Annotated in this window: 26 protein-coding genes; 11 read left to right on the top strand and 15 right to left on the bottom strand. The window is 37.9% G+C overall.

Annotated features, from left to right (window positions below):
• Nucleotides 1-3 precede the first annotated feature (3 nt).
• The 9 genes from Q0X66_RS02040 to Q0X66_RS02000 all read right to left on the bottom strand — a co-directional run bounded on the left by Q0X66_RS02040 (nucleotide 4) and on the right by Q0X66_RS02000 (nucleotide 11503).
• Nucleotides 4-2751: an aminotransferase class I/II-fold pyridoxal phosphate-dependent enzyme gene (locus Q0X66_RS02040; protein ID WP_297702815.1), complete on the bottom strand. Its 2748-nt coding sequence runs from the start codon at nucleotides 2749-2751 to the stop codon at nucleotides 4-6.
• 3 nt (nucleotides 2752-2754) lie between these two features.
• Nucleotides 2755-3162 carry a VOC family protein gene (locus Q0X66_RS02035; RefSeq protein ID WP_297702814.1) on the bottom strand — a complete coding sequence of 136 codons (408 nt, stop codon included), beginning with the start codon at nucleotides 3160-3162 and terminating at the stop codon, nucleotides 2755-2757.
• A gap of 12 nt (nucleotides 3163-3174) precedes the next feature.
• Nucleotides 3175-4110, bottom strand: coding sequence for a carbon-nitrogen hydrolase family protein (locus Q0X66_RS02030; protein WP_297702813.1), 936 nt, complete (start codon nucleotides 4108-4110; stop codon nucleotides 3175-3177).
• Between the two features lies 1 nt (nucleotide 4111).
• A complete protein-coding gene (locus tag Q0X66_RS02025) occupies nucleotides 4112-5425 on the bottom strand; it encodes an aspartate aminotransferase family protein (protein WP_297702812.1) in 1314 nt (437 codons plus the stop codon).
• A gap of 100 nt (nucleotides 5426-5525) precedes the next feature.
• The gene (locus tag Q0X66_RS02020) at nucleotides 5526-5963 is read right to left on the bottom strand and encodes a PepSY-like domain-containing protein (RefSeq protein ID WP_297702811.1); all 438 of its coding nucleotides are present in this window, start codon (nucleotides 5961-5963) and stop codon (nucleotides 5526-5528) included.
• Nucleotides 5964-6199: 236 nt separating this feature from the next.
• On the bottom strand, nucleotides 6200-6907 hold the full coding sequence (locus tag Q0X66_RS02015; protein ID WP_297702810.1) for a Crp/Fnr family transcriptional regulator: 708 nt from the start codon (nucleotides 6905-6907) through the stop codon (nucleotides 6200-6202).
• Nucleotides 6908-7021: 114 nt separating this feature from the next.
• The gene (locus Q0X66_RS02010) at nucleotides 7022-8434 is read right to left on the bottom strand and encodes an ADP-ribosylglycohydrolase family protein (protein WP_297702809.1); all 1413 of its coding nucleotides are present in this window, start codon (nucleotides 8432-8434) and stop codon (nucleotides 7022-7024) included.
• 240 nt (nucleotides 8435-8674) lie between these two features.
• A complete protein-coding gene (locus Q0X66_RS02005; protein ID WP_297702808.1) occupies nucleotides 8675-9913 on the bottom strand; it encodes an MFS transporter in 1239 nt (412 codons plus the stop codon).
• Between the two features lie 252 nt (nucleotides 9914-10165).
• Complete coding sequence (locus Q0X66_RS02000) at nucleotides 10166-11503, bottom strand: GntP family permease (RefSeq protein ID WP_297702807.1); 1338 nt, start codon at nucleotides 11501-11503, stop codon at nucleotides 10166-10168.
• A 407-nt stretch (nucleotides 11504-11910) separates the two neighbouring features.
• Here Q0X66_RS02000 and Q0X66_RS01995 point away from each other — a divergent pair, with 407 nt between their 5' ends.
• The 5 genes from Q0X66_RS01995 (at nucleotide 11911) to Q0X66_RS01975 (ending at nucleotide 15176) form a co-directional block, all read left to right on the top strand.
• Complete coding sequence (locus tag Q0X66_RS01995) at nucleotides 11911-13158, top strand: FAD/NAD(P)-binding oxidoreductase (protein ID WP_297702806.1); 1248 nt, start codon at nucleotides 11911-11913, stop codon at nucleotides 13156-13158.
• Nucleotides 13159-13179: 21 nt separating this feature from the next.
• Nucleotides 13180-13488 carry a TusE/DsrC/DsvC family sulfur relay protein gene (locus tag Q0X66_RS01990; protein WP_297702805.1) on the top strand — a complete coding sequence of 103 codons (309 nt, stop codon included), beginning with the start codon at nucleotides 13180-13182 and terminating at the stop codon, nucleotides 13486-13488.
• Between the two features lie 49 nt (nucleotides 13489-13537).
• The gene (locus Q0X66_RS01985) at nucleotides 13538-14062 is read left to right on the top strand and encodes a DsrE/DsrF/DrsH-like family protein (protein ID WP_297702804.1); all 525 of its coding nucleotides are present in this window, start codon (nucleotides 13538-13540) and stop codon (nucleotides 14060-14062) included.
• Between the two features lie 198 nt (nucleotides 14063-14260).
• Nucleotides 14261-14515: an autorepressor SdpR family transcription factor gene (locus Q0X66_RS01980; RefSeq protein ID WP_297702803.1), complete on the top strand. Its 255-nt coding sequence runs from the start codon at nucleotides 14261-14263 to the stop codon at nucleotides 14513-14515.
• 4 nt (nucleotides 14516-14519) lie between these two features.
• Entirely contained in the window at nucleotides 14520-15176 is a 657-nt protein-coding gene (locus Q0X66_RS01975) for an SdpI family protein (RefSeq protein ID WP_297702802.1), read from the top strand.
• 39 nt (nucleotides 15177-15215) lie between these two features.
• Here Q0X66_RS01975 and Q0X66_RS01970 read toward each other — a convergent pair whose 3' ends face one another.
• Nucleotides 15216-16511, bottom strand: a complete 1296-nt coding sequence (locus Q0X66_RS01970; protein ID WP_297702801.1) for an outer membrane protein transport protein — start codon at nucleotides 16509-16511, stop codon at nucleotides 15216-15218.
• A 493-nt stretch (nucleotides 16512-17004) separates the two neighbouring features.
• Between Q0X66_RS01970 and Q0X66_RS01965 the strand changes: the two genes are divergently transcribed.
• The 4 genes from Q0X66_RS01965 (at nucleotide 17005) to Q0X66_RS01950 (ending at nucleotide 20236) form a co-directional block, all read left to right on the top strand.
• The gene (locus Q0X66_RS01965; protein WP_297702800.1) at nucleotides 17005-18420 is read left to right on the top strand and encodes an MBL fold metallo-hydrolase; all 1416 of its coding nucleotides are present in this window, start codon (nucleotides 17005-17007) and stop codon (nucleotides 18418-18420) included.
• Between the two features lie 107 nt (nucleotides 18421-18527).
• Nucleotides 18528-18872 (top strand): rhodanese-like domain-containing protein, encoded by a 345-nt coding sequence (locus Q0X66_RS01960; protein WP_297702799.1) that lies wholly within the window; start codon nucleotides 18528-18530, stop codon nucleotides 18870-18872.
• Between the two features lie 39 nt (nucleotides 18873-18911).
• Nucleotides 18912-19181: a heavy metal-associated domain-containing protein gene (locus tag Q0X66_RS01955; RefSeq protein WP_297702798.1), complete on the top strand. Its 270-nt coding sequence runs from the start codon at nucleotides 18912-18914 to the stop codon at nucleotides 19179-19181.
• Nucleotides 19181-20236, top strand: a complete 1056-nt coding sequence (locus tag Q0X66_RS01950; protein ID WP_297702797.1) for a DUF3365 domain-containing protein — start codon at nucleotides 19181-19183, stop codon at nucleotides 20234-20236. The genes Q0X66_RS01955 and Q0X66_RS01950 overlap by 1 nt, the downstream gene beginning before the upstream one ends.
• 15 nt (nucleotides 20237-20251) lie before the next feature.
• Here the strand turns inward: Q0X66_RS01950 and Q0X66_RS01945 are convergent, their stop codons facing one another.
• The 5 genes from Q0X66_RS01945 to Q0X66_RS01925 are packed head-to-tail and all read right to left on the bottom strand — an operon-like array spanning nucleotide 20252 to nucleotide 23648.
• A complete protein-coding gene (locus Q0X66_RS01945) occupies nucleotides 20252-21130 on the bottom strand; it encodes a sterol desaturase family protein (protein ID WP_297702796.1) in 879 nt (292 codons plus the stop codon).
• 12 nt (nucleotides 21131-21142) lie between these two features.
• Complete coding sequence (locus Q0X66_RS01940; RefSeq protein WP_297702837.1) at nucleotides 21143-21769, bottom strand: sulfurtransferase; 627 nt, start codon at nucleotides 21767-21769, stop codon at nucleotides 21143-21145.
• Between the two features lie 21 nt (nucleotides 21770-21790).
• Complete coding sequence (locus Q0X66_RS01935) at nucleotides 21791-21964, bottom strand: hypothetical protein (RefSeq protein WP_297702795.1); 174 nt, start codon at nucleotides 21962-21964, stop codon at nucleotides 21791-21793.
• Nucleotides 21948-22427: a monoheme cytochrome C gene (locus tag Q0X66_RS01930; protein ID WP_297702794.1), complete on the bottom strand. Its 480-nt coding sequence runs from the start codon at nucleotides 22425-22427 to the stop codon at nucleotides 21948-21950. The genes Q0X66_RS01935 and Q0X66_RS01930 overlap by 17 nt, the downstream gene beginning before the upstream one ends.
• Nucleotides 22428-23648 carry a sulfite oxidase gene (locus tag Q0X66_RS01925; RefSeq protein WP_297702793.1) on the bottom strand — a complete coding sequence of 407 codons (1221 nt, stop codon included), beginning with the start codon at nucleotides 23646-23648 and terminating at the stop codon, nucleotides 22428-22430. It abuts the gene before it with no gap.
• A gap of 355 nt (nucleotides 23649-24003) precedes the next feature.
• Here Q0X66_RS01925 and Q0X66_RS01920 point away from each other — a divergent pair, with 355 nt between their 5' ends.
• On the top strand, nucleotides 24004-24681 hold the full coding sequence (locus tag Q0X66_RS01920; RefSeq protein WP_297702792.1) for a DUF6799 domain-containing protein: 678 nt from the start codon (nucleotides 24004-24006) through the stop codon (nucleotides 24679-24681).
• Nucleotides 24682-24735: 54 nt separating this feature from the next.
• Nucleotides 24736-25626, top strand: a complete 891-nt coding sequence (locus tag Q0X66_RS01915) for a hypothetical protein (protein ID WP_297702791.1) — start codon at nucleotides 24736-24738, stop codon at nucleotides 25624-25626.
• Nucleotides 25627-25641 lie beyond the last annotated feature (15 nt).

The following is a 25641-nucleotide window of genomic DNA, read 5'->3' as shown; positions in this document are numbered from 1 at the left end:
ATTTTAGACTGATTGTTTTTTCTTCATTCCTTTTGCTATAGCACCCATCGAGGTAGTAATTTTTTGCCTGTTCAATACACGCTCTTTAAAAACCCTAAGGCCAAGATCGGACCGATACCCGTGTATTTCACTCACATCGAGCACAGTAAGGAAATTAATAATTTCCTTACTGACCACCTGGCCAGGAACAAGCACAGGAAAACCAGGTGGATAAGGAATTACAAAGGTCGAAGCCACTAGTTTTCTTCCTTTAACCATGATTGGCAAACATTCGCTCAAGGGAACATATTCATAATTTTCTTCATTGTATGCCAGGAAATAGGCTTCTCGCAAATTACCTCCGGGGACACCTGGAACGGCCTGAAATGAATTATGGAAATAGCTGAAATCAGGCAGAGGAGGTACCTCTTTAGTCAAGGAATGAATTCTGTTTTGAAGAATTTCCTTTTCTTTATTATTCAACGATTTAAATTCTTCATCCAATTCATCTGCAATTTTTAAAAGTGCATTGGTGAGGTATGTAATGCTACCCCTGGTAGTCCCGATATTGGTCATGAACAAGACGGTATTCCGGGAAGTCTTATTAATCTGGATATTAAATTTATCCATTAAGTATTTGTTTTTGAAGGTGTCACCGTCAACACCCGTTTTACCGATGTACAAAGTTATTTTGGTAGGATCAAGTACAAATTCGTCTTTCTCCCACGCCTCATCCATTCGGTTCCAACCTTCGTTCCTTGTATAATACTCTTTAAGGCCGGTTTGACGATATTTAGTTGGTATAAAATCATGAACTGTCAGGACATCAAAATACTTGCTTAATTGGGGGTTGTCATTCACCTTAGCCCTAAGTACCATAGCCATCTCAATACTTTTTTCAACCAACTCAAAACCTTCGAGCTGAACTTGTCGCCTGCCTACATCTAAAGAGGCCAGCATCTGGTAATTGGGTGATGTGGAAGTATGGGTCATATAAGCTTCTAAAAAGGTGTTCTCACTTTTTCGACGAAAGTCTTCATCCCAGATATGGATCATTGAGCCTTGTCTAAAACTACTTAGGGTTTTATGTGTGCTCTGTGTGGCATATACCCGTATCCGTACCTTATCCGGATCCGGCATTGTGGAAAGATCACCATTATTCAATCCTTTTATATGCCCATTATATTGCTTCCTATAGGTGCCACTTCTATATTTTTCATACAGCTTTTTAGCTGCAAGCATACCGGTTCGTTGCTTGTAGCTATTAGCAAATCCCGCAAAGGCAAACCAGGCTTCATCCCATAAAAATATCATATCCGGCTTTATGGCCAGGACCTGCTCCATGACACGCTCCACGTTATAAACAAGGCCATCAAAGGTACAATTCGTTAGCAGCAACATTTTCACCCTATCCAGTCTGCCAGCATCTTTCAATTGCCGCAATTTATTTTTGATCTGTTCCAAGGGTACCGCGCCATACATGGAGTATTCTTCGATGGGGTAGGAATCCAGATAAACGGGATATGCTCCCGCCAGAACCAATCCATAATGGTGTGATTTATGGCAATCCCTATCAATTAGAACTACATCTTGCGGTTTAACAAGGGCCTGCATCACAATTTTATTTGCTGTGGATGTTCCGTTGGTTACAAAATAAGTGTACTGGGAGCCATATGCATCCCGTGCCATTTCCTGGGCTTTTTTCAAAGGCCCTGTAGGCTGCAGTAAGGAATCGAGGCCACCAGTTGTGGCAGATGTTTCAGCCAAAAACATATTTCGCCCGTAGAACTCACCAAAATCATTGATCCATCTTGATTTAAAAACTGAATTTCCCCGGGATATCGGCATTGCATGGAAGACCCCGGTGGGTTTTTGGCTGTATTCTACCAGCGCAGAGAAGAAAGGGGTAGTATATCGCTCTGCAATACCGCGCATAATTGTAAGGTGAAGTTCCTGAATATCTTCTGTTTGATAAAATATGCGTCTGAAACCCTTTATAGTACTATCCTTAAGGTGCCCCAGGGAGGTGTCTGTAACATAATAGGTATCCAATTCGGGCCTGAATTGTTTTATTAACTCCCCGATTATTGGCCCGAGATCGGTCTCGGATTTCGATGAAAAGTCGAGCTTTGTTACCGGTTGGATATATGGTTTTATCAGGGGTGCAATCCCCTTGGAGTGGTAAGGTGGTGCATAGCGCACTACCACTGCCTGAATATTGTGATTAAAAAGCAAGGCAATCAGGGCATCCTGAAAAGATCGTTGTACTACAACACCATAGGTAAATTTGTCATGAGGTGTTCGCAAGGCTCTCATTCTGTACTGCAGATTGATCTCTTCCTGTTCGGAAATATCGTCAACGAACATTACCTCGAAATAGTTCTTACTAACGTCATTATATTGCTCATGTTCCTCAACAGATTCTATACTATGTTCATCATGATTAAGAAAGTCCGGATTACTCCTGTAGTTATCGCCAACCAATTGTTTTGTAGTTTCTGCAGCCAAATGCGATAAGGAGGCATGCTCATGAACGGAAAAGGCCTTTTCTAGCTTTTGTATGCGGCCTTTACCGGGAGAAGCAAAAAAGCATTCAACACCTTTCAGATCTTTTATTAACTCTTTTGTGGCTTGTTTATGTCTTTTTTCATTAGCAGACCCTTTGCGACATCGGGCTAATTCGGCTGTTTCAATTTTTAATTTGTTCCAGTAATCGACCCTTAGTTGTCCGATATTATAATAAGGTGCACTTTTGATTTTATTCTTAATCACGATTTAATTTTTTGAATGTAAAGCGAGCTTGTTTCCCTGAGAATCAATAAAAATGGCGAAGTAACCCGCTTCTTCGCTTATCAAGGTTTTGGGCATTACTATTCGCCCACCAGCTTCCTCTACTTTATCGAGGACATTACTCAAATCTTTGCCCCCATTTAAATAAATCAATGGTCCAATATCACTGGGAACAGAACCCGGCCCAGAAATAACCGCTCCACCAATACCCTTTTTCACCGGAAAAAAGGCCATGGCATTTTCCTCTGTGACGTTTTGAATCATTTTAATGTCGAATATGTGGTTGTAAAAATTAACTGCTTGCTGAAAGTCAATGGCTGGTATTTCAAACCAACTCACATAATCTTTAAACTCGGTTTTGTCTTTCTTTTTATTTGAGGATACGCCGCCCATTTTCTTTAGTATTTATATTGTTCCATCTCCTTTATAATGTGTTGGAGTTATCGGATGTTCAAGAGAGTCTTCTTTTATAATCAATTTTGTTAATTTGTCCAGTCTATTAGGTTTTATGAGGGGGCCAAGTGAATCGAGATAGGGGTGAGGGGTTTGTGGCTGATATATGCTGAATTGCCCTAAATGATCTCTAAAACTTTTCAGGGGCTGACCCAGGCGCAATATGCCCAATTCACGGCTTCTTTTGACTCTTGCGATATTTAATTCAAGAGGGATAATTTCTTCAGTTCCTTCGGACTGGTGAATAACAAGGCCGTCTGGCCCGCATACTATGGATCGTCCGGTACCCCCGGTGTCCAAACCATTGACATCAAAGAAGTAACATTGATTCACGGAAGCCATCGCTCTTACAATAGATAATTCAATATCTCGATCTATGGTACCAGACATGGTGGGGTGAAGTATTACTTCTGCGCCCATTGATACTAAGGTCCTAATGGTTTCCGGGAACCACATGTCATAACAAATAGACACTCCAAATCTTCCTACTTCAGGCACATCGAAAACACAAAATTCGGTTCCCGGTGTTACGCCTACTTCATAAGGATAGAACGGAAACATTTTGCGATAACGCGTCACTATTTCCCCTTTAGGATTGATAACGGTGGACGTATTGTATATTTTACCATTACTCTTTTCGAAAATAGATCCAGGAAGTAGCCAGATTCCATATTTTTTCGCCATGGCCTGCATTTCGGCTTCAAACGAACATGGAATTTCCTGGGCAGTATGTATCAGTGGGCCGTATGCACATAATTCACTAAATAGTACCATTTCAATCCACGGATATAGGGTCATGGTAATATCGAGTTTCAGCTTCATCATTTCCACATTGGAAGCGACCGCTGAAACCTTCATCTGTATTCCTGCAATTGCGAATGGTCTCATATTAGTTTCCTATTGCTTTTTTAATTTCATTTTCTAAAATAGATAACCCTTTTTCTAATTCTTCCTGGGTAATTACCAAAGGTGAGAGGATGCGAATAATATTTTTATGGGTGCCTGCACTAAGAATAATTAACCCGTTTTCCGAACAGCCTTTTACAATTTTGCCGCAAACTTCTGAATTAGGTTGCCTTGGATCACTATTTTTAACAAACTCGATCCCAATCATTGCACCAATGCCTCTCACATCACCTATTTCAGAATAATCTTTCATCAACTTTTTCAAACGGCTCATGATGGTATCACCGACCTGTTTTGCCCTTTCATTAAGATTAATCTCCTTCATATATTTAATGGTAGCCGAAGCGGCAACACAACAAACCGGACTTCCAATATAGGTGCCACCTATAGAGCCAGAAGCAGCAGCGTCCATTATTTCCCCCCGCCCGACGACGGCTGCAATGGGAAGTCCCGATCCCATCGATTTAGCGTAGGTACTTATATCTGGCTGTACACCATAGTGTTGCCAGCTAGCCCAATGTCCGGTACGACAGAATCCGCTTTGTACTTCATCCATAATTAGTAAGATGCCATGCTCATCGCAAAATGCTCTTAACCCCTCTAAATATTCTTGGGGTATTGGATTAAAACCACCTTCACCCTGGATGGGCTCTAAAATAATTGCCGCAACACTTTCTATATCAACCAGATTGAGGGCGCTTTCGTGAAGTCGTTTTAATTCGTCCTTGACAAAAGTAGCCTCATCTCTAATACCTCTATAGCGATAAAAGTTTGGAAATGGCAGTCTGTATACTTCCGGAGCAAAAGGGCCGCAATCATACTTATAACTAACCTTACTAGTTAGCGTCATCGCCATCATAGTCCGGCCATGGTAGGCACCGGTATAGCATAAAATTGCAGGTCTTTTGGTGGCCTGTCTTGCAATTTTAATGGCATTCTCCACAGCTTCTGCTCCTGTACTTACCAGCATTGCCTTAGTATTTTTACCATGGGGCAAAATCTCCGCCAATTCCTCACATAATGCTATATAGGGTTCATAAGTCACAACATTAAAACTGGTATGTAAATATTTAGCTGCTTGTTCGCGTATAGCCTGTACCACGGGTTCCGGACAATGGCCTGCATTTACAACACCAATGCCGCCGGCAAAATCAATAAGTTCCCGCCCATCTACATCAATAATAATCGCACCTTTGGCTTCTTTGACAGTGGCGGTATTGAACACCCCCACGCCATTGGCTACTACATTTTTCCTTCTTTCGAAGAGTTCCTGTGATTTTGTTAATTCTTTGATCATACTAATTATTTTCTTTTTTTATAAGGTAAGCTTAAATAAAATAATTTTAATATTTTTTTCTATTTTTTCTTAGACAAATTTTTTAGCTACATGCATTGATTTATGAAATCATTTTACCAATTATTTTTCCTGATGAGTTATATAAGAGTTTCAGAACATTAATACCATTATTCCAGCTTATTTCGTAAAGACTTTGCTTAGGGGTTTCTACATGGTAGATTTGCTGAAGTCCATCATTGCTATAATTTCCTGCAAAATTTTGTTGTACTTGTTTTGGAGTAATTTCTAATGATACGGGAGTAATTGTTTCAAGCCATTTGCCCTCACAATTGAATAATGCGAAATGTTCTTCTTTATTGAAGCGAAAGGTTACTTGCCATCTAAACACATCAATTTGTTTCCATTGTACAAATGTAGCTTTGGGATATTTGGATTTGAATGGCAGGTATACGGTTTTACTGGGCTTTATACCATTGCTTTTGAAAACGTTCAATAATGCTAAATTTAACAGATAATTAAATTTTTTATAAAAAGCCATAACGAAGGTTGTTTATTATCCAACCATTTTTATTCAGTAAAAGTTTTATCAAGTGACAAATGAAGAATTACCTATCCTTTACTCGCAATAATCTTCCCCTTTAATTAAAACTATAAAGTTATTTGATTTTAAAAGCAAATACAGCTACCTAAGTAGCACTTTAGTAAAATTTGCGATATCCGGTAATTGATAATTTTAGAATGACAAATGGAATGGTTCTCCAAAAAAAAAATTAATTAAGGAATGTACTTTTCTTCAGCAATTGATAATAGCAATTCCAGATTCTTAACATTAATTTGTTTGCGACTTACCGAAATTGCACCACAACGTTTTAATTCCTGGATGTGCCTGCTCACAACAGCCCGAGTAGTGCCTATGAGGCCGGCAATCTCATCATTTGGTAAATTATTGATTAATTCTAATTTGCGGGTTTCTCCATTTATATTTTTAAGGAGCAATGCAGAGAGGCGCACCAAAGTACTGTGAAGGGTAACATCAGTGGCAACATCCATAAGTTGTCGCATACGGTCACCCAGATAATATAATATGGCTTTGTGCATTACCGGATATTTATTAATCCAATGACGCATTTGTTCCATAGGAATTTTTAAGACCTCCAATGAATCCAACGCTTCCCAGTATACATCATGCGGCTTAGTGTCCAGTAAAGATAGAACATCAAAAACATCACCCTTAGACAGCACAAAAACCGTATGTTCTCTACCTGAATCCGGATTGGACTTATATACTTTTAACCTGCCCGATACGATGAAGTGGAATGTGGACATTACATCTGTACTGCTTTTAAAACTTTTCGCGTTCCAATGTTCCTCCGACATGGAATGCAATAGTTCCTTAATAGAGCCGGTACTGGAATCCTTGAAAAAAGGAGAAGAGGAAAGTGCCTCTAGATATTTAAGAAAATGATTATTCTCTGGTTTCATTAATTGAATAACATTAAAGTTACTGAAATTTTATAATACTTGTGATCAACCTGAAAATCTGGTACAATTAAATACATGGAAAGTTCAGACTTCGTTTTCCAATTCATTTATTTGTTACAATCCCTCTTTAGGAACGAGCCATATATCTTTTTCCAGATCTACGCCTCCACCCATTTCTTCCTGCACAACCCGGTCAATGATATAAATACCCTTTTTAGCCATTTCATCAAAAGTATCTAATCCGTCATTTGGAAAGTTCACCCTGGTTCTGTGAATATTAAATTTATCAGAAAATTTTCGACCGAAAGCGGCTTCCACCCCTTCTTTACCAAGCATAAAGCCCAATAGACCACCCCAGGTGGCAGTAGGGTTATCTGAGTCCCATCCGGCCAGTGCCCCAATCTTAATTGTCTCTTTGATGTCTCCTTCGCCATAAAAAAGACTTACTATACTGGCACCAAAATTTATTCCTGCCGCAAAGCAACCATTACAAAAAATATTCTTTGAGGTTATGGTATATCCATCTTCCTGGTTTATCTGATAGCGCTCATATAAGTCGTCCCGAGCTTGCTCCCACGGAATATTTTCATCGTATTTGCCTTTTACAAAATCGAACATCTTAGCAGCATATGAATCATGGGGAAGGTGTTCTCGAGCCTGCAGAGCCATCCGTGCTATTTGCTCTTTTTCGACTAGGGTTTTATCAACTTCGGACGCTAAGGAATGCATGATAACATAGAATTCAGAGATCCATTGAGCATTTTCCCGGGCCGTTGTCCGGATGGGTAAATTTGCCATCTTTAAAGCAATATCCGGTCTTCCAGGAGCAAAAAGACCAAAAATCTCTGTAGTTAATTGCGCATCTATCATCTCGTGATAATTGTCATATATAGTGTCTTTTGTAATTTGTGGGTCACTTGTTTCCGGGGGTACCGCACCATTGAGCATCATATCCAGCGCTTTTTGATTCGCAACCCACAAATAGTTTTCTTCCTCGTGTTTTATATGTTTCAGCCAGCCTTCCTTAATTTGCTTTCCGCTTAACATGCTGGTCTTATTGGTATACAACAAATGCTGATACATATATTCAATATCTGTATCATCATCGGCACCCCAAACCTCATCTTCTCCCCGGAAAACAAAGTCTATGTTATCCGATAATTCACTTGGCAGGCCTTCACCCCATATACTGGGCTGGTCTGGCGTTCCCCAATCTTCCCTGGTATAGAAGGGTCCTGTTTTTATCGCTCCAATATTTCCAATTTTGTCCATTTCTGTTACCAATCCTGTCCAATTGGCAATGCATTGACCCAACCAAAAACCGTATAGTTTGTTTGAATACTCTGAACGGGAAATAAGTTTATCCGTAGATTTGGATGAATAGGCATTATAAGTCAAATCAGGATCAGCCAGAATATTTTCAACAGATTTTAGCTGGTCCTTTGGGTTTTCTTTGCAGGATAAAATAAGTAAACCAAATAGGAGCGTAGGCCCGATTGGAAATATTAATTTAAGCGCTTGCTTCATTTTAAATGTTATTTAGCTGTTTAAGAATAGGTTACTTCAATTTATCCCATCCAGACAGCCGGGTTTTTTGATTAGAACTGGAAAATTTTTTTTGGGTATACCGAGGCCTCATAGGTGGTTACTATCTCCAAACAGACCTACTGTTTTCCAAGTTTGGAATAGTGTTTTTCATTGCCTTTAGCTGAAAATAATTCAATGCCGTTGTATCCCGCTTGCTTTGAGGTATTAATAATTTGGAGGCTACGCCATGGCAGTCTCAGCCTTCCGCTTCTTTATCCAGAACCAAAGTATAGTAAACAGCACAATTAAGATGGCGGGAAATATGACCATTGTTCCCAGTGTTTGCTGTCCGGCTACTAATTCCAGCTCATCGCCCGTAAGTCCACTGGCGGCCACTTCGGCCCTGTCAGAATCAATCCATTTGCCTATGATTGGTTGAAAAATGGAAGATGAAAACATGCCAACCGCGCCAATAACAGACATTCCCAGGGCCCCGCTTTTAGGTATCTTAGCAGCAGTAAAGCCAATCATATTCGGCCAGAAATATGCGATTCCGAGGGCAAATATTACGGCTGCCACGTAAGCCATGCCTCCGGTTTGTGTGCTAAAAAGATAAATACCGAGCGTTGCCAGAATTGATGACCCAAGCAATACTCCGGTCTGATCAAATTTTTTCACAACCACACCCCCAAAATACCTTGCAACCGCCATTAGTCCGGTTACCAGTGCTAATATCAGCATAGGTGAAGCACCACTTTTAGATAAAATAATGCCAACCCATTGTTGCGGACCAAACTCCGTTATAGCGGTTAAAGCCATACATACCATCATAAAAATAAATAAAGGGGAGAACATTGCTTTGAAGTTGCTTCCAATTGATGCGGCTTCCTTAATTTTTGCCTTAGGCCAGGCTTGTCCGAAATAGAGGTAGGCATAAATTAATGTCGGGATTAAAATAACCCATATTTGAGTTTCCCAACCTAATCCGGCATCCGTCATAAATTTTGAAATCAGACTTCCAATTACTATTCCCCCGGGAAACCACATATGAAATCTATTCAACATTTTACTCATCCTGCTGCCCTGGTATGCATCGGCAATCATTGGGTTACAGGCCGCTTCTGTACAGCCATTTCCCAATCCAATTAGTAAAGTAGAAATTAATAGTCCTATATAACTACCTGAATAAATGGTCAGAATAATACCAAGCGCATGGGCAAAAAATGCAAATTGCATAATCCTTTTTCCACCCACACTATGATATATCAATCCACCTATGACCATAGATATCGGAAAACCCAGGAACCACATAGAGTTAATAAAACCCAATTGTTCGGCTGATAAACTTAGTTCTTCTCCTAATTGTGGCAGAATACCGGCCCGAATACTAAAAGATAAAGCCGTAGTGATTAAAGCAAAACAACTACCATAAAAAAGACGTTTAGAATTAATTTGGGGGGCGTTTGTTGTGTTTTCCATTTGTTTAGTTTTGGTTGATTGACAAACTCATATTGGTCAAAAAGAGTTAGTTTGAATATATAAGATTAATGTCTTTTTTACTAAAATCATAATTAAATTATAATTGTCCTATCAAATCCTTTCGAAATCTTGTGCATTTTTAGGCAACTGATAAATTTAATTGATTTTTAGCTAATTTAGGATAAAATACGGTCGCCCTTAACTAAGAATGCGGAAATCACATAAAGTATAAATACTAGTTTGAGTATTTTATTAAACTATAAAGGTTGCAACGTATACCAGCAATGCTGCAAATGAACCAACTATGAAAGTACCCAGGGTATATACCCTATATCCGGTTTTCACATCTATACCAGAGAACTGAGTAAGGATCCAAAATCCGCTGTCGTTTGCATGTGAAACTACCATTGCGCCGGCACCTATTGCAGAAACAACCAAAGCTTTATCTATTTCCGTTACAAAACCCATGGAAATCAATAAAGGAGCTATGATTGAAGCCGTTGTTATTAGCGCAACTGTTGATGAGCCTTGAGCTGTTTTAATTGCTGCACATAACATAAAGGGCAGCCAAATACCCAAATTGGCGGTAGAGAGTGTATCTGCCAGGGTAGTAGCAATTCCACTATTCTGTAAGATAGTGCCAAAAATCCCTCCGGCACCTGTAATAAGAATAATGTTTGAGGCATCGGAAAGGGCATTCCCAACCCAACCAGTGGTGGATAGTATAGTTTTATCCCACTTCCTTGGGAGTAAGAAAGCGAAAAGCATACCAATTATAAGAGCAATTACCGGAGAACCAACGAAGGAAATAAATTTCACCCATGTAGTTTCCGCCTGGCCCGGAGTTGCATTAAATTCTACCAGTGATTTTCCTACGATCAGTAGAATGGGGATCAAAATAGGTAAAAACGACTTAAATGCACTTGGGGCCTGCTTAATTTTTTCCTGAATCTCATCTTCCGAAATTTCCGGATTTGGATCTAAATAGTGTTTGGCACCCATTTTTTTACAATAAAAAATGGCTACAACCAGTGAGAGAACACCAATGATGAGACCAATTAACATTACCATGCCTACATCCGCACCTATTATTCCCGCCGCTGCTATAGGACCCGGGGTAGGAGGAACCAGAACATGAGTGATCATTAGCCCGAGCATCAAAGCCGTGGCAGTCCCTACGATGGACAATCCGGCCCTTTTAGAAAGGCTTTTATTTAATGGATTGAGAATTATAAACCCGCTATCGGAAAATACTGGGATCGAGACTACAAAACCTACTAAACCCATGGCCTCATGTACCCGGTTTTTACCTATTATTTTAAGGATTATTTCAGCCAGTTTATAGGCCCCACCTGAATGCTCAAGAAAGGCACCAATTATAACACCCAGGACAATGACAACTCCAATTTTTCCCAATGTAATGCCAAACCCGTCATTTATAGATTGTACAATTATATTCAATTCCATACCCGAAAGGAGGCCAAAAAAGATAGCGGCACAGAGTAGGGCTAAAAATGGATGAACTTTTAATTTAGCAGTGAGGAATACAATGATTGCCACACTCAAAAGGAGTAATAAAATAGTAATCATAAAGCGATTGGTTTAGTGTGCAGCCCTTATTATACAACAGAACTTCGTTAATAATGAAATCAAGGTATCATCTTTAATGTAGTTTACAAAATGGATGGCTCATTTTATTCTCATTAAAGGGTCTTTTTCGGTTACTATTTACCGGAACTGTCGATCTTTTGTTACTTTTATTTAGATTATTTTATGTCGTGGAGTTCACAATTTGTGTTCTATCAAACAATTATTCTATTCTTTCTAATTAGTGAATATTCCCCTTGATAAATAACTTTTGTCAGCTATATGTAACAACAGTTACACAAGCGGGATATATGACTTATGTCATATTTTACAGCACTTCCTATAATTAATTTTACATCATTAAATACGGGTTAAAAAATCCCTGTATTTTAAACTAAATAAGGTAAATAATGATGAAAAATTTAGTCATATTAGGTGCAGGAACTTCCGGAACTATGATGGCCAATCATTTGGTATCCAGTCTGCCTAAAAAAGAGTGGAAGATTTCCATTGTAGATCAATACAAAACCCATTATTACCAGCCTGGGTTCTTATTTCTTCCTTTTGATATTTATACTACAAAACAGGTTAAGAAAAAAGGATCCAAGTTTTTACCTAAAGGTGTTAACTATATCCAGGAAAAAATAGATCTCATTGAACCGGAAAACAATAAGGTACTTCTTACCGATGGCCAGGAGCTGTTGTATGATGTTTTAATTGTAGCCACAGGAACGAAAACTGTACCGGAAGAAATAGAAGGTATGAAAGGGCCAAAATGGTATAAAAACATCTTTGATTTCTATACATATGAAGGAGCCAAAGCATTAAGGGATAAATTTAGATCCTGGGAAGGTGGAAAACTGGTAGTTCATATAACAGAAATGCCCATAAAATGTCCTGTAGCTCCTTTAGAATTTGCATTTTTGGCGGATTCCTATTTCAAAAACAAAGGGATGAGAGATAAGGTAGATATTACCTTTGTAACACCCCTGGATGGGGCTTTTACTAAGCCACGCGCTACGAAAACCCTTCATTATTTGTTGGAAGAAAAGAACATTAAAGAAGTTACAGATTTTAATATAGAGCGGGTTGACTATGAGAATAATAAAATCATAGATTACGCGGATACTGAGGTAGAATACGACCTTTTAGTAACCGTCCCAACGAATATGGGCGATCCATTGCTAGAACGCTCAGGTCTGGGAGATGATCTGAATTACATTCCAACAAACAAAGCGACATTACAGTCCACAGATCATAAGAATATATTTGCCATAGGTGACGCTACTAATTTACCGGCATCAAAGGCAGGTTCCGTAGCCCATTTTGAAGCTGAAATCCTGACGGATAATATATTGAGATATATAAATGGTGAGGAGTTAAAAGAGGACTTTGACGGTCATGCAAATTGTTTTATTGAAACAGGTGGTGGCAAAGCTTTATTGATTGATTTTAACTACACAACAGAACCGGTTGAAGGAACATTTCCCTTTCCCGGTGTAGGTCCTTTAAGGCTTTTGAAAGAGAGCAGAATGAATCATATGGGCAAACTCGCCTTCCGATGGATATACTGGAACATGCTTTTAAAGGGTGTGCCTATACCTTTTGTTGACGCACAAATGTCTGAAAAAGGGAAACAAATAGAAAAAGTCAATTAAGATAAATTTAAATTAAAAAACATGAAAAAAATAATAGCAGAACGGGAAATTGAAGTAAACGAAGAAGGTTATCTAGTCGATTTTAATCAGTGGGATAAGGACATATGTGGTTATTTGGCAGAGGAACAGGGTATTTCCATGACTGAAAAGCATTGGGAAGTTGTAGAATACTTACAGGATAAATATCAAAAAGAAGAACCTCTGTCAATCCGTGGTATTAAGAAGAGCGGTGTCATAAACATTAAAGAGTTCTACAGTTTATTTCCCGGAGGACCTCTTAAAAAGTCTACTTTGATAGCAGGGATACCAAAACCGAAGAGTTGTATTTAAATAGCAAAGAGTTATATAAGATTTTAATAAAATCATAAAAAAAATAGAGATGAGCGAAACTATAGTAAAAGAGATGAGCGAAACTAAAGTAAAAGAGATGAGCGGAACTAAAGTTAAAAAGATGCTTTTTATTCTTTCCAAGGGTACCATAGAAAATGCATATGCAGCATTTGTTATGGCAAATGGAGCCAGGATGGAAGGTATTGAATCGGAAATATTTTTTACATTTTTTGGACTGGAAGCCATTCAAAAGAAAAAATTAGAACACTTACGAGTTGCCACCGTAGGTAATCCGGCATTACATATGCCAACAATGCTTGGTGGACTACCCGGTGTTGAAGCCTTGGCTACAAAGATGATGAAGAAGGAAATGGAAAAATTAGATATGCCTCCAATTGGTGAGTTTCTGGAAATTTTGTCAGACTCCGGTTGTAAACTATGGGGTTGTAAACTGGCCATAGACATGTTCCACCTGGAAAGAGAAGATTTAATTGATGAATTGGATGGGGTATTAACTATAGGGGATTTTTATGGCAGAGCCAATGAAGAAGGCACGCATTTATTATTTATTTAAACACGGTGAATTAATCATATAATTTAGGTTCCATTATTAGATTGTTTTAAACCCTGCTGATTTCATTTGGCAGGGTTTTTTTATGTAAAAAAGTTCAACAGGATACAAAAGTAGAAGGGCCCTATTGAATGAAGAGGATAAAAATATTTTGTTATTTAATAATTTATTTAGATATTTATCTAAATAACTAAATAATATATGAATTCTCTCTTTAAAGCACTTAATGATGAAACACGGAGGGAGATTGTGGCATTGTTAAAAGAAAAGGATATGAATGCAGGGGAAATTGCAAAGAAGTTTAAAATTTCAAAACCGAGCATATCACATCATCTTGATATTTTAAAAAGAGCAGATTTGATAATAAGTGAAAAGAAAGGTCAATTTGTGGAATATTCATTAAACACAACAATTTTGGAAGATTTATTAAATTGGATACTTACGCTAAGAAAATAATATTATGACAACAACTATTAGAAAGGAATTACCACTATTGGTCATCGTTTTACTTCCTTTTATTTACCTGGTTTCTATATGGCACAAATTACCGGAACAGGTACCTTTGCATTGGAACTTAGAAGGGGAAATTGATCGATACGGGAATAAAAGCGAACTCATCCTGATCCCAATTTTACTGCCTTTACTTATTTATATTATTTTTTTGATTATTCCAAAAATTGATCCCAAAAACAAACTCACTAAAATGGGAAACAAATATCAAAGCATTAAAATTATTTTAACCTCTTTTATGTCAGTCTTGGCATTGTTTATTCTGTATTCGGTAAAAAAACAGTCAATTACAAATCCAAATTTCATCATTATAAGCCTCGGTGTTTTATTTATAATTCTGGGTAATTTTTTTAAAACCATAAAGCCAAATTACTTTCTCGGTATTAGAACACCATGGACCCTTGAGTCTGAAACTGTTTGGAAGGAAACCCACATTATGGCTGGAAAATTGTGGTTTATTGGCGGGGTAATTATAATATTTTCAAGTTTCATTTTAAATAGAGAGACCAATTCAATTGTCTTTATCACAATCACCGGAATTATAACTATAGTTCCTATAATTTATTCGTACTTACAATTCAATAAAAAACAAAAAACGGCGCCATAATTGGCGCCGTTTTGAACTAGGCTAATTCTAGTTATTGGATTAATTTTTTAGGAATTTATAACTCGCTCCAACCATAATCATGGAAGTTGTCATATCATAAGAAACTTCACTGCCGGGAATGGCTCCATAAGGAGGTGAACTGGCTATAAACATCGGATTAAGTAATGGCCCTGAAGTTGCTTCTCCACTAAAGCCCATATGGTAAACTCCGTCAATGGCCCATCGATCACTTATCTCATAACTCAAACCAAATTGGAACGCGTTTTTGATGATAGCCGTGGCAGGCACATTAAAAAATGCCACATCACTTTCTATTGGATTTGAACTATAAGTGTATCCAAGTCGTAATGGCAGTCTGTTCACACCTTTAAACTGGACTCCGAAAGAAACTATACTGATATTCTTCCAGCCAAATCCGGCTACAGATGCGGTAGGTGTCCAACCCACAGAAGAAAATCCGGAAGCGTTTTCATATTCGACATATCTGTAATCCAAAGCCAGGTCAAATTGTCCGGGAGAAAAACCAAGGCCTATAGACCAGATTGCAGGGTAATCTATTTTGAATTCATTTTCACCTGTACTTGCATCCAGGTAAGTGTTATCTAATTTAAAATCGCCAAATGATTGTTTGGTTTTATAAGATGCTCCTGCCGAAAATCCGTTACCGGAATCAAAATACACACCTAATTGTCCTCCAAAACCAAAAGCCGAAGAGTTGTCCGTTGATGGATATCCTGCAGCTGTTGGATTAGCAGTTGGGTTGGGGATTAATTTCAGAGTTGCATAATTAAATGTAGGTTGAAGTCCTATTGAGAATTTATCAGATAATTCATAAGCATAAGTAAAACCCAATTGCAGTAAACTATAGTTAGATTCTATTCGACCAAATCCTCCCATACTTTGAGGCATATTAATTGGATTGGTAGTACTTTCAGGAAATGTAACCCCAAATCCGCTAATACCAAAGGCGGAAGCACCAAATGTATGCCTGCTACCTTCTTTTCCCCATACCATTGCCAAAGCTGGTAAAGGTGAAACACCCCTGTCGTCTTTAGTTGTCCCGCTAAAAACGGTTCCGGTTAAATCGGTTACAGTAGAACTCAATTCCGGTGAGGAGAAGAATAAACCAATATCAAACTTTAAGATCTTCTCATCAAAAGTAGAAATAGAAGCAGGGTTCCATTGTATTGCACCTGAAATATCCAAAGGCTGACCTGTTGAGGCGCCACCCATTGACATATTTACGGCACCCACACCCTGCATGATATGGCCTGCCTGTGAATATGCAGCAGTTGCAAATAATAGAAAACAAAGTTTAAAAAAATATGCTTTCATGTTTAAGTAATTTATGCAACTAAAAACAAATCCTAACCGCTTCAATTGATGGTCAATTTTTATTGATAATTGCTGGTTAATATCTCAATTAAGGCGCAAAGTTATATTCAAGGTTTTCCACTGTTTATGACAATTATCATAGATTGAAATCATATAAATGGTCGCCTTTAACAATGTAATTTCAGTTTAAAATATCTTAGACTGAAACTTGCATAAAAGCCTGTATTAGAAGGGGTTAAGGCTCCATACTCTCCTGTTTATCCCAGGAAAAAAGTTGTGTAACTTATGTTACATACACCCAAAGCTTACAGATATAGTTTTGATTTCATCAAAAATAGCCATGTGGAACAAATAGAGGTTCTTGGGCCAATGTAACGCACAATGATAAAAGTCATTTTTTTTTAGTTGGCAAAAACTGAGCTTTGTAACCTAAGTTACTATAGAAGTGCCAATTACTTAATACTTTTATTGAATAGATTCAAAAAAATATAAAATGAAAATAGAACAGATATATACGGGATGTTTAGCTCATGCTGCATATTATTTGGAGAGTAAAGGTGAAGCCGCAATATTTGATCCATTAAGGGAGGTAGAGCCATATATTTCAAGGGCAAAGAAGGATAAAGCAACAATAAAGTATGTTTTTGAAACACATTTTCATGCCGATTTTGTAAGTGGTCATTTAGATCTGAAGAAAAAGACCGGTGCAGAAATTGTATTTGGTCCAACTGCTAAACCCGGATATGATGCTAAGGTTGCAGAGGATAATCAGATTTTTAAAGTTGGGGATTATCAGGTTAAAGTAATTCACACTCCCGGGCATACTATGGAGAGTACTACGTATTTGTTAATTGATGAGAATGGAAGAGAACACGGTCTAATAACCGGTGATACATTATTTATTGGAGATGTTGGCAGACCAGATCTTGCCCAGCATGTAGTTTCAGAACTTACTGAGGAAAAACTGGCAGGACATTTATTTGATTCACTTCGGAATAAAATCATGCCATTAAATGATAATTTGATTGTTTACCCCAATCATGGGGCAGGTTCCGCTTGCGGAAAAATGATGAGTAAGGAAACAACTGACACTCTTGGGCATCAGAAAAAAGTAAATTATGCACTGAGGCCTGATATGACCAAGGATGAATTTATAAAGGAACTTCTTACAGGCTTAACAGCACCTCCTGGCTATTTCCCACAAAATGTTTTGCTGAATATTAAGGGGTATGAGAGCCTTGACATTGTAAGAGAAAGAGGGGAAAAGCCTTTGTCACCAAATGCCTTTGAAGTTGTTGCGAATGAAACAAATGCGCTAATGTTGGACACGCGTAAACCCGAAGACTTTGCAAAAGGACATATTCCCAATAGTATAAGTATAGGTCTTGATGGTAATTTCGCTCAATGGGTTGGAGAAATGATACCAGATGTAAAACAGGAAATTTTGTTAATTACCTATCCTGATAAAGAAGCAGAGGCTATTACCAGGCTTTCAAGAGTTGGTTATGACCACACCATTGGTTTCTTAGATGGTGGATTTGATGCTTGGCAAAAAGAGCAGAAGCAAGTTGAAAGAATTAAGAGAATTACGGCCAATCAGTTTGAAAAGGCATATTTTGGGGAAGGACCACTTGCCTTTGATATAAGGAAAAAAAGTGAATTTGATTCTGAACATGTTATTGGTGCGATTAATGTTCCTTTAAATGAATTAGATCAACACCTTTCTCAATTTCCAATAGATAAACCTTTTGTACTTTATTGTGAAGGAGGTTACAGAAGTATGATCGCTGCATCTATCTTAATGCAAAAAGGTTGGGATGATTTCGTTGATGTCGCGGATGGTTTTGATGAAATCAAAAAAACAAAGGTTGAGAAATCGGATTATATATGTCCGACAAGCATGTTATAAAAATTTGTTTTTAGAGTTTGTTTTGGTTCATTGTTACGGGAATGACCAGATTATTTTTGGTCGTTCCCTTTAACCAGAACTTTAATATTTAATAAAAAAATAGACTAATGTCATTATTTAAAACACTATTCGGGTCAAAAGCCGAACAATCAGACAAATTTGAGGTCTTAGAGGTCTCAAAATATAAAGAGGCTATTAAAGATCCGAAAGTTCAGTTGGTGGATGTTAGAACAGCCAAAGAATATAAACGGTGGCACATTGGAAAGGCTATTAATATTGATTTCTTTGATAAAGTTGATTTTCAAAAATCGTTTGAAAAATTGCAAAAAGATAAACCGGTTTACCTCTATTGCCAGTCTGGAAACAGAAGTCAAAAGGCGGCAAGAAAACTTATCGAGATGGGGTTTGAAAAGATTTATGATCTAAAAGGGGGAATTATAAGGTGGCAATAGCAATGTAGATATTCAAAACAAAACAAAATAACACAAATTATGAAGGCCTCAGTAATAGTTCAAAACCTAAAGTGTGACGGTTGTGCAAAAACCATCACTAGTAAATTATCGGAAATGAACCATCTTTCAGACATTGATGTGGATACAGAAACGGCCTCAGTTCATTTTACCTGTGAAAATGTGGATGATGCCATATTAGTGAAGGATAAACTAAAAGCACTGGGGTATCCTTCTATTGAGTATAAAAATAGCGTATCTGCTAAAGCACGTTCATTTTTCAGTTGTGCAAGCGGGAAAATGTCAAAATAATGAAGCTACTATTATTCCTTTCGGGACTTATATTCTTGCTGTCATGTAGGGAAACGCCCAAAACCAGTCTTCAGGTCATTAATGAGAATTCTCCAAGTGTACTAGTGACTGATAGCACTCATCCAGGAAAAGAATTATTGGAAAAAGAATGCTATACCTGTCATAACCCTAAGACTGCGCAGAACGAAATGATAGCTCCCCCAATGATCGCAGTTAAGAAACACTATCTAAAAGAGACAACATCCAGGGAGAAATTTGTAAAGGACATAATGCACTGGGTAAAAGATCCCAGTAAGAAAAATACCAGAATGCCCGGGGCCTTAAGAAAATTTGGAATAATGCCGTATCAGTCGTTTCCTGATGAGACAATTACACAAATTGCGGAATATCTATATGATAATGATATTGATAAGCCAGATTGGTTCCAATCGCATAAGGGCAAGGGCCAGGGGAAAGGTAAAGGAATGGGGAAAAGAAAGGGAATGGGGGAATGTTCCGGGAATTGCATGGACAAAGGTAAGGGGCAGTGTAAGCATATGGGAAAAGTATCCGTAGACACACTTGAAAAATATAAGAAGTTAGGGAAGAAGTATGCGGCTGGAGCAAAGGGTTTATTAGGCAAGAAATTAGTGCAGGCTATAACTGAAAAAGGCCCGGATGGCGCAGTTAAATTTTGTAATATTAGCGCCCTTCCGCTAACAGACAGTATATCTTTAGCTTATGGGGCTACAATAAGGCGTGTTTCTGATAAGCCCAGAAATCCTTTAAACAAAGCCAATGAAAAGGAGTTAGTTTTTATAGCTGACTTTAAAAAAATGCTGGCGTCAGCTAAGGCTGTAGATCCAATTTTGGACATAACGGATGGGCAGATAGGCTTCTATTATCCCATTACAACAAACGCGATGTGCCTTCAGTGCCATGGAGTGTCAGAAGAGGAGATCGCAACTCCTACTTTAGCTATACTGGATAAACTCTACCCAAAAGATATGGCCCGGGATTATCAGGACAACGAGGTCAGAGGAATCTGGGCCATAAGTTTTAAGGAAAATAATTAACTGATATTTTACTTATTATTCATCCTTAGGTTTCCCAAAGCCATATAATTCCTGATGCACAAAATCATGTGGAAACTTTTCATCTCCCGGGAAACCAAGCTCTATTGTTCCACTGTCTTCCGGAACATAGTTAGTTTTAAAAATATAATCCCAGAGACTTAAACTGATTCCAAAATTAATACCATATCTCCCTTCAGGTAAAGCCTTTACATGATGGTAAAGATGCATGACCGGATTATTGAAAATATACTTCAGCGGGCCATAGGTAATTTTAACATTTGAATGATTCAAATGACCAATAGCAATAGCCAGAAAATGTACCACATATGCCTGTTCTGGTTCAAATCCACCCAGAATCATTACGCCGAAAACTTTTAGAGGTTTGTATAAGATATTCTCCATCCAATGATAGCGCAGATGGGCGGCAAACCCCATTTCCTTCACAGAATGATGCACTTTGTGAAAATTCCATAAGAATTGATACTTGTGAAGCAGGATATGAGTAAACCATTGCACAAAATCTAAAACAATAAAAAACAAAAGTAATTGTAACCACATGGGGTATGAGGAAATATCTACAATAGCAAGACTTTTAGATGTAATTCCAATATCGCTGAATAATGCTTCTAATAAATTATAGAATCCGCTAATGGCAATAGCGAACATGAAAAAATTAAAGAACATATAAAAACCATCCAGCCAAAAGTCTTTTCTAAAAATAGATTGGTCCTTCCGCCATGGAAAAAGAATTTCCAGAATCCAAACTGCTAATGAAATTACTACCAGGCCCCAAAAATAGTTTGTATACCATGGGACATCAAAAATAATAGACTTCCAGGTCCAATTTACACTCCCTGAAAAAGCCGAAACAAAAGCGTCAATATATTTTTCCATAATTATTTTATTTTATAACATTATACTATCTTTTTCATAAGGTAATTCATCGAAATAACTCCATTCCACCCAGGATCCATCATAGTTTCTGACATTTTCAAATCCCATTAACTCTCGCAGTACAAAGGTAGTTAAAGATGATCTGTAACCGGTATGGCAATAAACAACAACTGTATCTTTTAAATTCATTTCCAGGGTGTTGTATATCTCTTGCAATTCTTCAATGGGCCTGAACTTTTTACTATTCCTGAGATCAATCGCTTCTGCCCAATCGATATGAATACTATTTGGTATTCTCCCTGCTTTTGATGCCCCTTTTTTAATGAGGGTCCCACTGTATTCTTCTGAACTACGAGAATCAACAATAATAATATTACTGTCCTCGTTGCCTATTAAGCTACTTAGTTCTTCCTTATCAATCCATATATCCTCATTGCCTTTTTCGCGAAGGTTGAATTGCGTGGGATCGTATGTTACAGGTTTTACAGTAAGTTTTTCACCTGTCCTTTCCCAGCTCTTTAAACCGCCATTTAATATCCTCACAGAATCAAAATTATAATCATCTAATATACACCATAAACGGGCTGCATCAGACGATCCTTTATCATCATATACTATAATTAGATCATTATTTTCTATGCCTAACCTACTAAAGAGCCGTTAATCAACTATTTTTATATTTTCATCTTCAAAAATTCCAGCCAGTTCTTTTGCCTCAATAAGATGTTCTCTTGACACATAATCATTTTGGGCAATACCTGATTTTTCTTTTACTTCGTTGCATGAAACCAGCAAAAAACAAAACAGAGCAAATGTGCTAATCCTTGAGATCATACCACTCTATATCTGATAGAATTTCACGTCTTCCTTTATTTTTTGGGGGATAGTTGGTTACCAGATAGTTTACAATTATTTCTTCATTACCTCCCAGATCCCATAAATTCTGCGTTTCCTGCATCCATCTTATAGTTGCTATCCACCGCTCCTCATTCATTCTGTTTTGGGTGACCAGTTTTGCAGAATGACAATTTGTACAATTATTCACCACCGTCATTAATCCATCGGCTTCTATTAGCCCGGTTCGTACATGGACGCCATTTTCAATTTTGTCGAAATCATCCTCTTCCGGAATAGCAACATATTCCTGCTCCGTTTCCGGTGCTTTTTTCCTGGTCCAATCTGGGTTAGACAACAAAAACAGGATTCCTATGGCAGCTACAATGAATAAGCCAAATAAACCTGCCATAAGTCTATAGATGGCTTTTACTTGCTGTTTAAACTTAGAGTGTTCCTGCATTTATGAAACCTTTACTGCAATTCTATGGCATGCGTTATTCAGGTAACCCTTAGGATTCCAGCCTGGTAATAGCATGGGTTGACTTATGCCACGGGAATCTGTGGCCCGCGCCCAAACTTCATAATAACCTTCTTTTGGAAAGTCTATTGAAGCATTAAAATTTTGCCATGCCAGTCTGTTTGCCGGTTTATCAATAGGACAGGTCTGCCAGGTGGAACCAAAATCTATGGAATATTCCATTTGAACTACTTCAAGTTCTCCGGCCCAGGCATGTCCGCGGATGTCCAATTTTTTGCCTTTACCAATCATAGCTCCGGTTTTGGGATAGGTGATTAAAGATTTTACCGGCATAGATTCTATAATACACATATCCTCATCTTTAACCTTTTCGCCTGGCGCAACAGGATTACAAGGTACTCTGTACGCTGTTCCGGTCATTTTGGTGCCATCATGTACTTTATTTCGAATGCTAATTCTATTAATCCATTTTCCGGAAACTGAAGCCGGCCAGCCCCCGGCTATAAGCCGCAATGGGTAACCATGAGCTAATGGAATGTCCTCGTTATTCATTTTAAAAGCAAGTAAAGTTTCCTCCTGCATTGCTTTTAGCATCGGGGCACCGCGGGAAATGGGCTCTTTGCCCGGATCCCGGCTTAAATGTTCATCCACAGCGTGATAACCAATATACACTGCGTCCTCTTTTATTCCAACATCTTCCAAAACATCTTTTAACCTGATTCCGGTCCAACTGGCACAGGAAACGGCACCAATTGTCCATTGATTTCCCTTTGCGGGTGGGTCGAATTCACTTCGGCCATTACCCCCACATTCCAGGGTTAATTCATAGGTATACTGTGGGAATTTTGATTTTAATTCTGCGAGCGTATATGTTTTCTCTTGCCTAACTGACTCTCCATCAAATGTTAAGGTCCATTTGTTAGCATCTATATTTTCAGGAATTAATCCATTGTTACGGATAAACATGAACTTATTAGGCGTTATTTTATCATCCAAAAGGTGAGCCTTTGCTTCAATATTCCAGGGCTTGTCATTTAACACCACCATTCCTTTATCCTTATCGAACATTTTGAAAGGGTCCGGGTCCTGCAGGGCCAAAGGTTTATATCCTTCGGGCATTACCGAACCAAATACAATATCAGCGCCAATTACGGAGGCCATGGTGCCTATAGTGGCCTTTTTAACGAAGTTTCGTCTTTTCATTATTCAATTTATTTCCAAAGAATCTAAATTAAGAATTTATTTAGTAAAGTCCTTGTAACAAATGTTACTATACTTCAAATAGCAGTAAATTATATTCAGGAAATCATGTGGTTTCTGAGGAAAATCTGTGTGCGGCTAATGCAGATAACGAACTCGTTTTTTTCTTAAATAAGCTGTATGCTATCTGTAAATATACGGATTTTGCAATTCCTTAAATTCCTTAAAAAAATTCTTCTGAATGTAACATAGGTTACACAAAACCCCCGTATTTATTGAGGTTACATGACTAATGTCATTGTCCCTGTTATTTTAGTCTTATAGATTTGTAGCATTATTAATATTAAATCTCAATACCATGAAAAGAATGTTTTTTTTATTTGCGTTTGTAGTTTTCGGATCTACGGCGCTTACGGCCCAGGAAAGAGATCAGGATAGAATTCAGGATCAAGACCGTACCAAATTGGTTATGGTTAACGGCGAAATGTTGGAATTAAGAGATAGGGCGGAAATGCGCCTTAAAGATAAGCAGAAGTTATCAGATGGATCTGTGTTATCTCCTAATGGAACATATCAAACCGCAGATGGTGCCCACTTGAAACTAAAGAATGGCGAATGTTTAGATAGTGATGGAATCAAATATCGGAATGAATATCAATACCGCTACAAAGTAGGCCAAGAGAATATAGGTTTATCCCAGGATCAAATTCGGGAACGAAATCAAAATAGAGTTCAATACACTTTGGTTGACGGTGATATGTATGTCGTAAGGAATCAGACACAACAGCGTTTGAATGAAAGTCTGGACCTTGGAAATGGAGTTGTAGTGAACCCTGATGGAAGTTTTCAAACAAGAGATCAAAAGAGATTACAACTGCACGATGGACAATGCCTGAATACTGATGGTCAAATGTTTAGTAATATGTATCAGTATCGCAAAATGATGATACAAAAAAACATTGCCCCTCATAAAAAGATGATAAAAAAAGGTGTAAATAAGCCTGCTATGAAAAAGAAAAAAATAAGCACAAAATAAACACTTTAGAGGGCTCCGGATAAATTCCGGGGCCCTTATTTAAAGCAATCCAAAATGAAGATTCGACTTATTTTGAATTTTTTTTTATTCTCGATTACCCCTTTAGTTCTTGTAGCTCAAGACCCTGTTAAAACCACCAATGATTTTGTTAATGAAGACTTTTCTTATTTCCTGGCAAATGTTAGTTATATCAATGATAACGTTTTTATGGGAAGGCGCGATTCTATTGCCGCCCCTTATCTGTTCCCTTCAATAGGGTACTACAACAAATCAGGTTTTTTTGCCGATGCGTCCTTGTCATTCCTTACAGGATCAGAAGCTAACCGAGTTGACCTTATTTTACTCAGCGCGGGTTACAACTTCAATTCAAACAACTTTAGCGGCGGTATTTCGGGAACTGCTTACTTTTTTAGTGATGAAAGCTTTAATGTGATGTCTTCTGTTTTGGGCGATCTAACCGGGGTTATTAGCTATGATTTTGAGGTAATGGAGGCTACCTTCTCTTTAAGTAGTTATTTCAATGATGGGAGTTCCACCGATATTATTACCGGGTTGATGCTCGATCGTACTTTTTATGCCATCAATAAAAATCTAATGATTATCCCCAATATTTCTTTATATGCGGGAACACAAAATTTTTATGAACAATACTATAGGAGCAGTCGTTTAGGGAATAGAAAAGGAAATGGTATGGGTAATTCAGGTTCCGGAACAGCGGAATCCAATACGATTAATATTGACGAAGTTCAAAAATTTAAAGTTCTCAATATAGAATTAGCAATTCCATTGCATTACAATTACAGGCATTTTTTCTTTTCATTTTACCCCATGATGGCGTTTCCTCAAAGCAGCGCAACAATAATAAATGAAGATACTATAGTTGAAGAAGATCTTAAGCCGGTTTTCTATTGGTCCGCCGGGATAAGTTACTGGTTTAAATCCTAAAAAATGTATCTTTAG

Source organism: uncultured Eudoraea sp., assembly GCF_947260015.1.
In the GTDB taxonomy this organism is placed as follows: domain Bacteria; phylum Bacteroidota; class Bacteroidia; order Flavobacteriales; family Flavobacteriaceae; genus Eudoraea.
This window is presented reverse-complemented; position numbering and strand designations above follow the sequence as displayed.

Coding starts and splice junctions, on each gene's coding strand:
- Q0X66_RS01965 (WP_297702800.1), top strand. CDS start 17,005: ATGAAAATAGAACAGATATATACGGGATGTTTAGCTCATGCTGCATAT.
- Q0X66_RS02020 (WP_297702811.1), bottom strand. CDS start 5,963: ATGGCTTTTTATAAAAAATTTAATTATCTGTTAAATTTAGCATTATTG.
- Q0X66_RS01975 (WP_297702802.1), top strand. CDS start 14,520: ATGACAACAACTATTAGAAAGGAATTACCACTATTGGTCATCGTTTTA.
- Q0X66_RS02035 (WP_297702814.1), bottom strand. CDS start 3,162: ATGGGCGGCGTATCCTCAAATAAAAAGAAAGACAAAACCGAGTTTAAA.
- Q0X66_RS01925 (WP_297702793.1), bottom strand. CDS start 23,648: ATGAAAAGACGAAACTTCGTTAAAAAGGCCACTATAGGCACCATGGCC.
- Q0X66_RS02005 (WP_297702808.1), bottom strand. CDS start 9,913: ATGGAAAACACAACAAACGCCCCCCAAATTAATTCTAAACGTCTTTTT.
- Q0X66_RS01950 (WP_297702797.1), top strand. CDS start 19,181: ATGAAGCTACTATTATTCCTTTCGGGACTTATATTCTTGCTGTCATGT.
- Q0X66_RS01955 (WP_297702798.1), top strand. CDS start 18,912: ATGAAGGCCTCAGTAATAGTTCAAAACCTAAAGTGTGACGGTTGTGCA.
- Q0X66_RS02025 (WP_297702812.1), bottom strand. CDS start 5,425: ATGATCAAAGAATTAACAAAATCACAGGAACTCTTCGAAAGAAGGAAA.
- Q0X66_RS02000 (WP_297702807.1), bottom strand. CDS start 11,503: ATGATTACTATTTTATTACTCCTTTTGAGTGTGGCAATCATTGTATTC.
- Q0X66_RS01915 (WP_297702791.1), top strand. CDS start 24,736: ATGAAGATTCGACTTATTTTGAATTTTTTTTTATTCTCGATTACCCCT.
- Q0X66_RS01985 (WP_297702804.1), top strand. CDS start 13,538: ATGAGCGAAACTATAGTAAAAGAGATGAGCGAAACTAAAGTAAAAGAG.
- Q0X66_RS01980 (WP_297702803.1), top strand. CDS start 14,261: ATGAATTCTCTCTTTAAAGCACTTAATGATGAAACACGGAGGGAGATT.
- Q0X66_RS01960 (WP_297702799.1), top strand. CDS start 18,528: ATGTCATTATTTAAAACACTATTCGGGTCAAAAGCCGAACAATCAGAC.
- Q0X66_RS01945 (WP_297702796.1), bottom strand. CDS start 21,130: ATGGAAAAATATATTGACGCTTTTGTTTCGGCTTTTTCAGGGAGTGTA.
- Q0X66_RS02015 (WP_297702810.1), bottom strand. CDS start 6,907: ATGAAACCAGAGAATAATCATTTTCTTAAATATCTAGAGGCACTTTCC.
- Q0X66_RS01935 (WP_297702795.1), bottom strand. CDS start 21,964: ATGATCTCAAGGATTAGCACATTTGCTCTGTTTTGTTTTTTGCTGGTT.
- Q0X66_RS01995 (WP_297702806.1), top strand. CDS start 11,911: ATGATGAAAAATTTAGTCATATTAGGTGCAGGAACTTCCGGAACTATG.
- Q0X66_RS01990 (WP_297702805.1), top strand. CDS start 13,180: ATGAAAAAAATAATAGCAGAACGGGAAATTGAAGTAAACGAAGAAGGT.
- Q0X66_RS01970 (WP_297702801.1), bottom strand. CDS start 16,511: ATGAAAGCATATTTTTTTAAACTTTGTTTTCTATTATTTGCAACTGCT.
- Q0X66_RS01930 (WP_297702794.1), bottom strand. CDS start 22,427: ATGCAGGAACACTCTAAGTTTAAACAGCAAGTAAAAGCCATCTATAGA.
- Q0X66_RS02010 (WP_297702809.1), bottom strand. CDS start 8,434: ATGAAGCAAGCGCTTAAATTAATATTTCCAATCGGGCCTACGCTCCTA.
- Q0X66_RS02030 (WP_297702813.1), bottom strand. CDS start 4,110: ATGAGACCATTCGCAATTGCAGGAATACAGATGAAGGTTTCAGCGGTC.
- Q0X66_RS01920 (WP_297702792.1), top strand. CDS start 24,004: ATGAAAAGAATGTTTTTTTTATTTGCGTTTGTAGTTTTCGGATCTACG.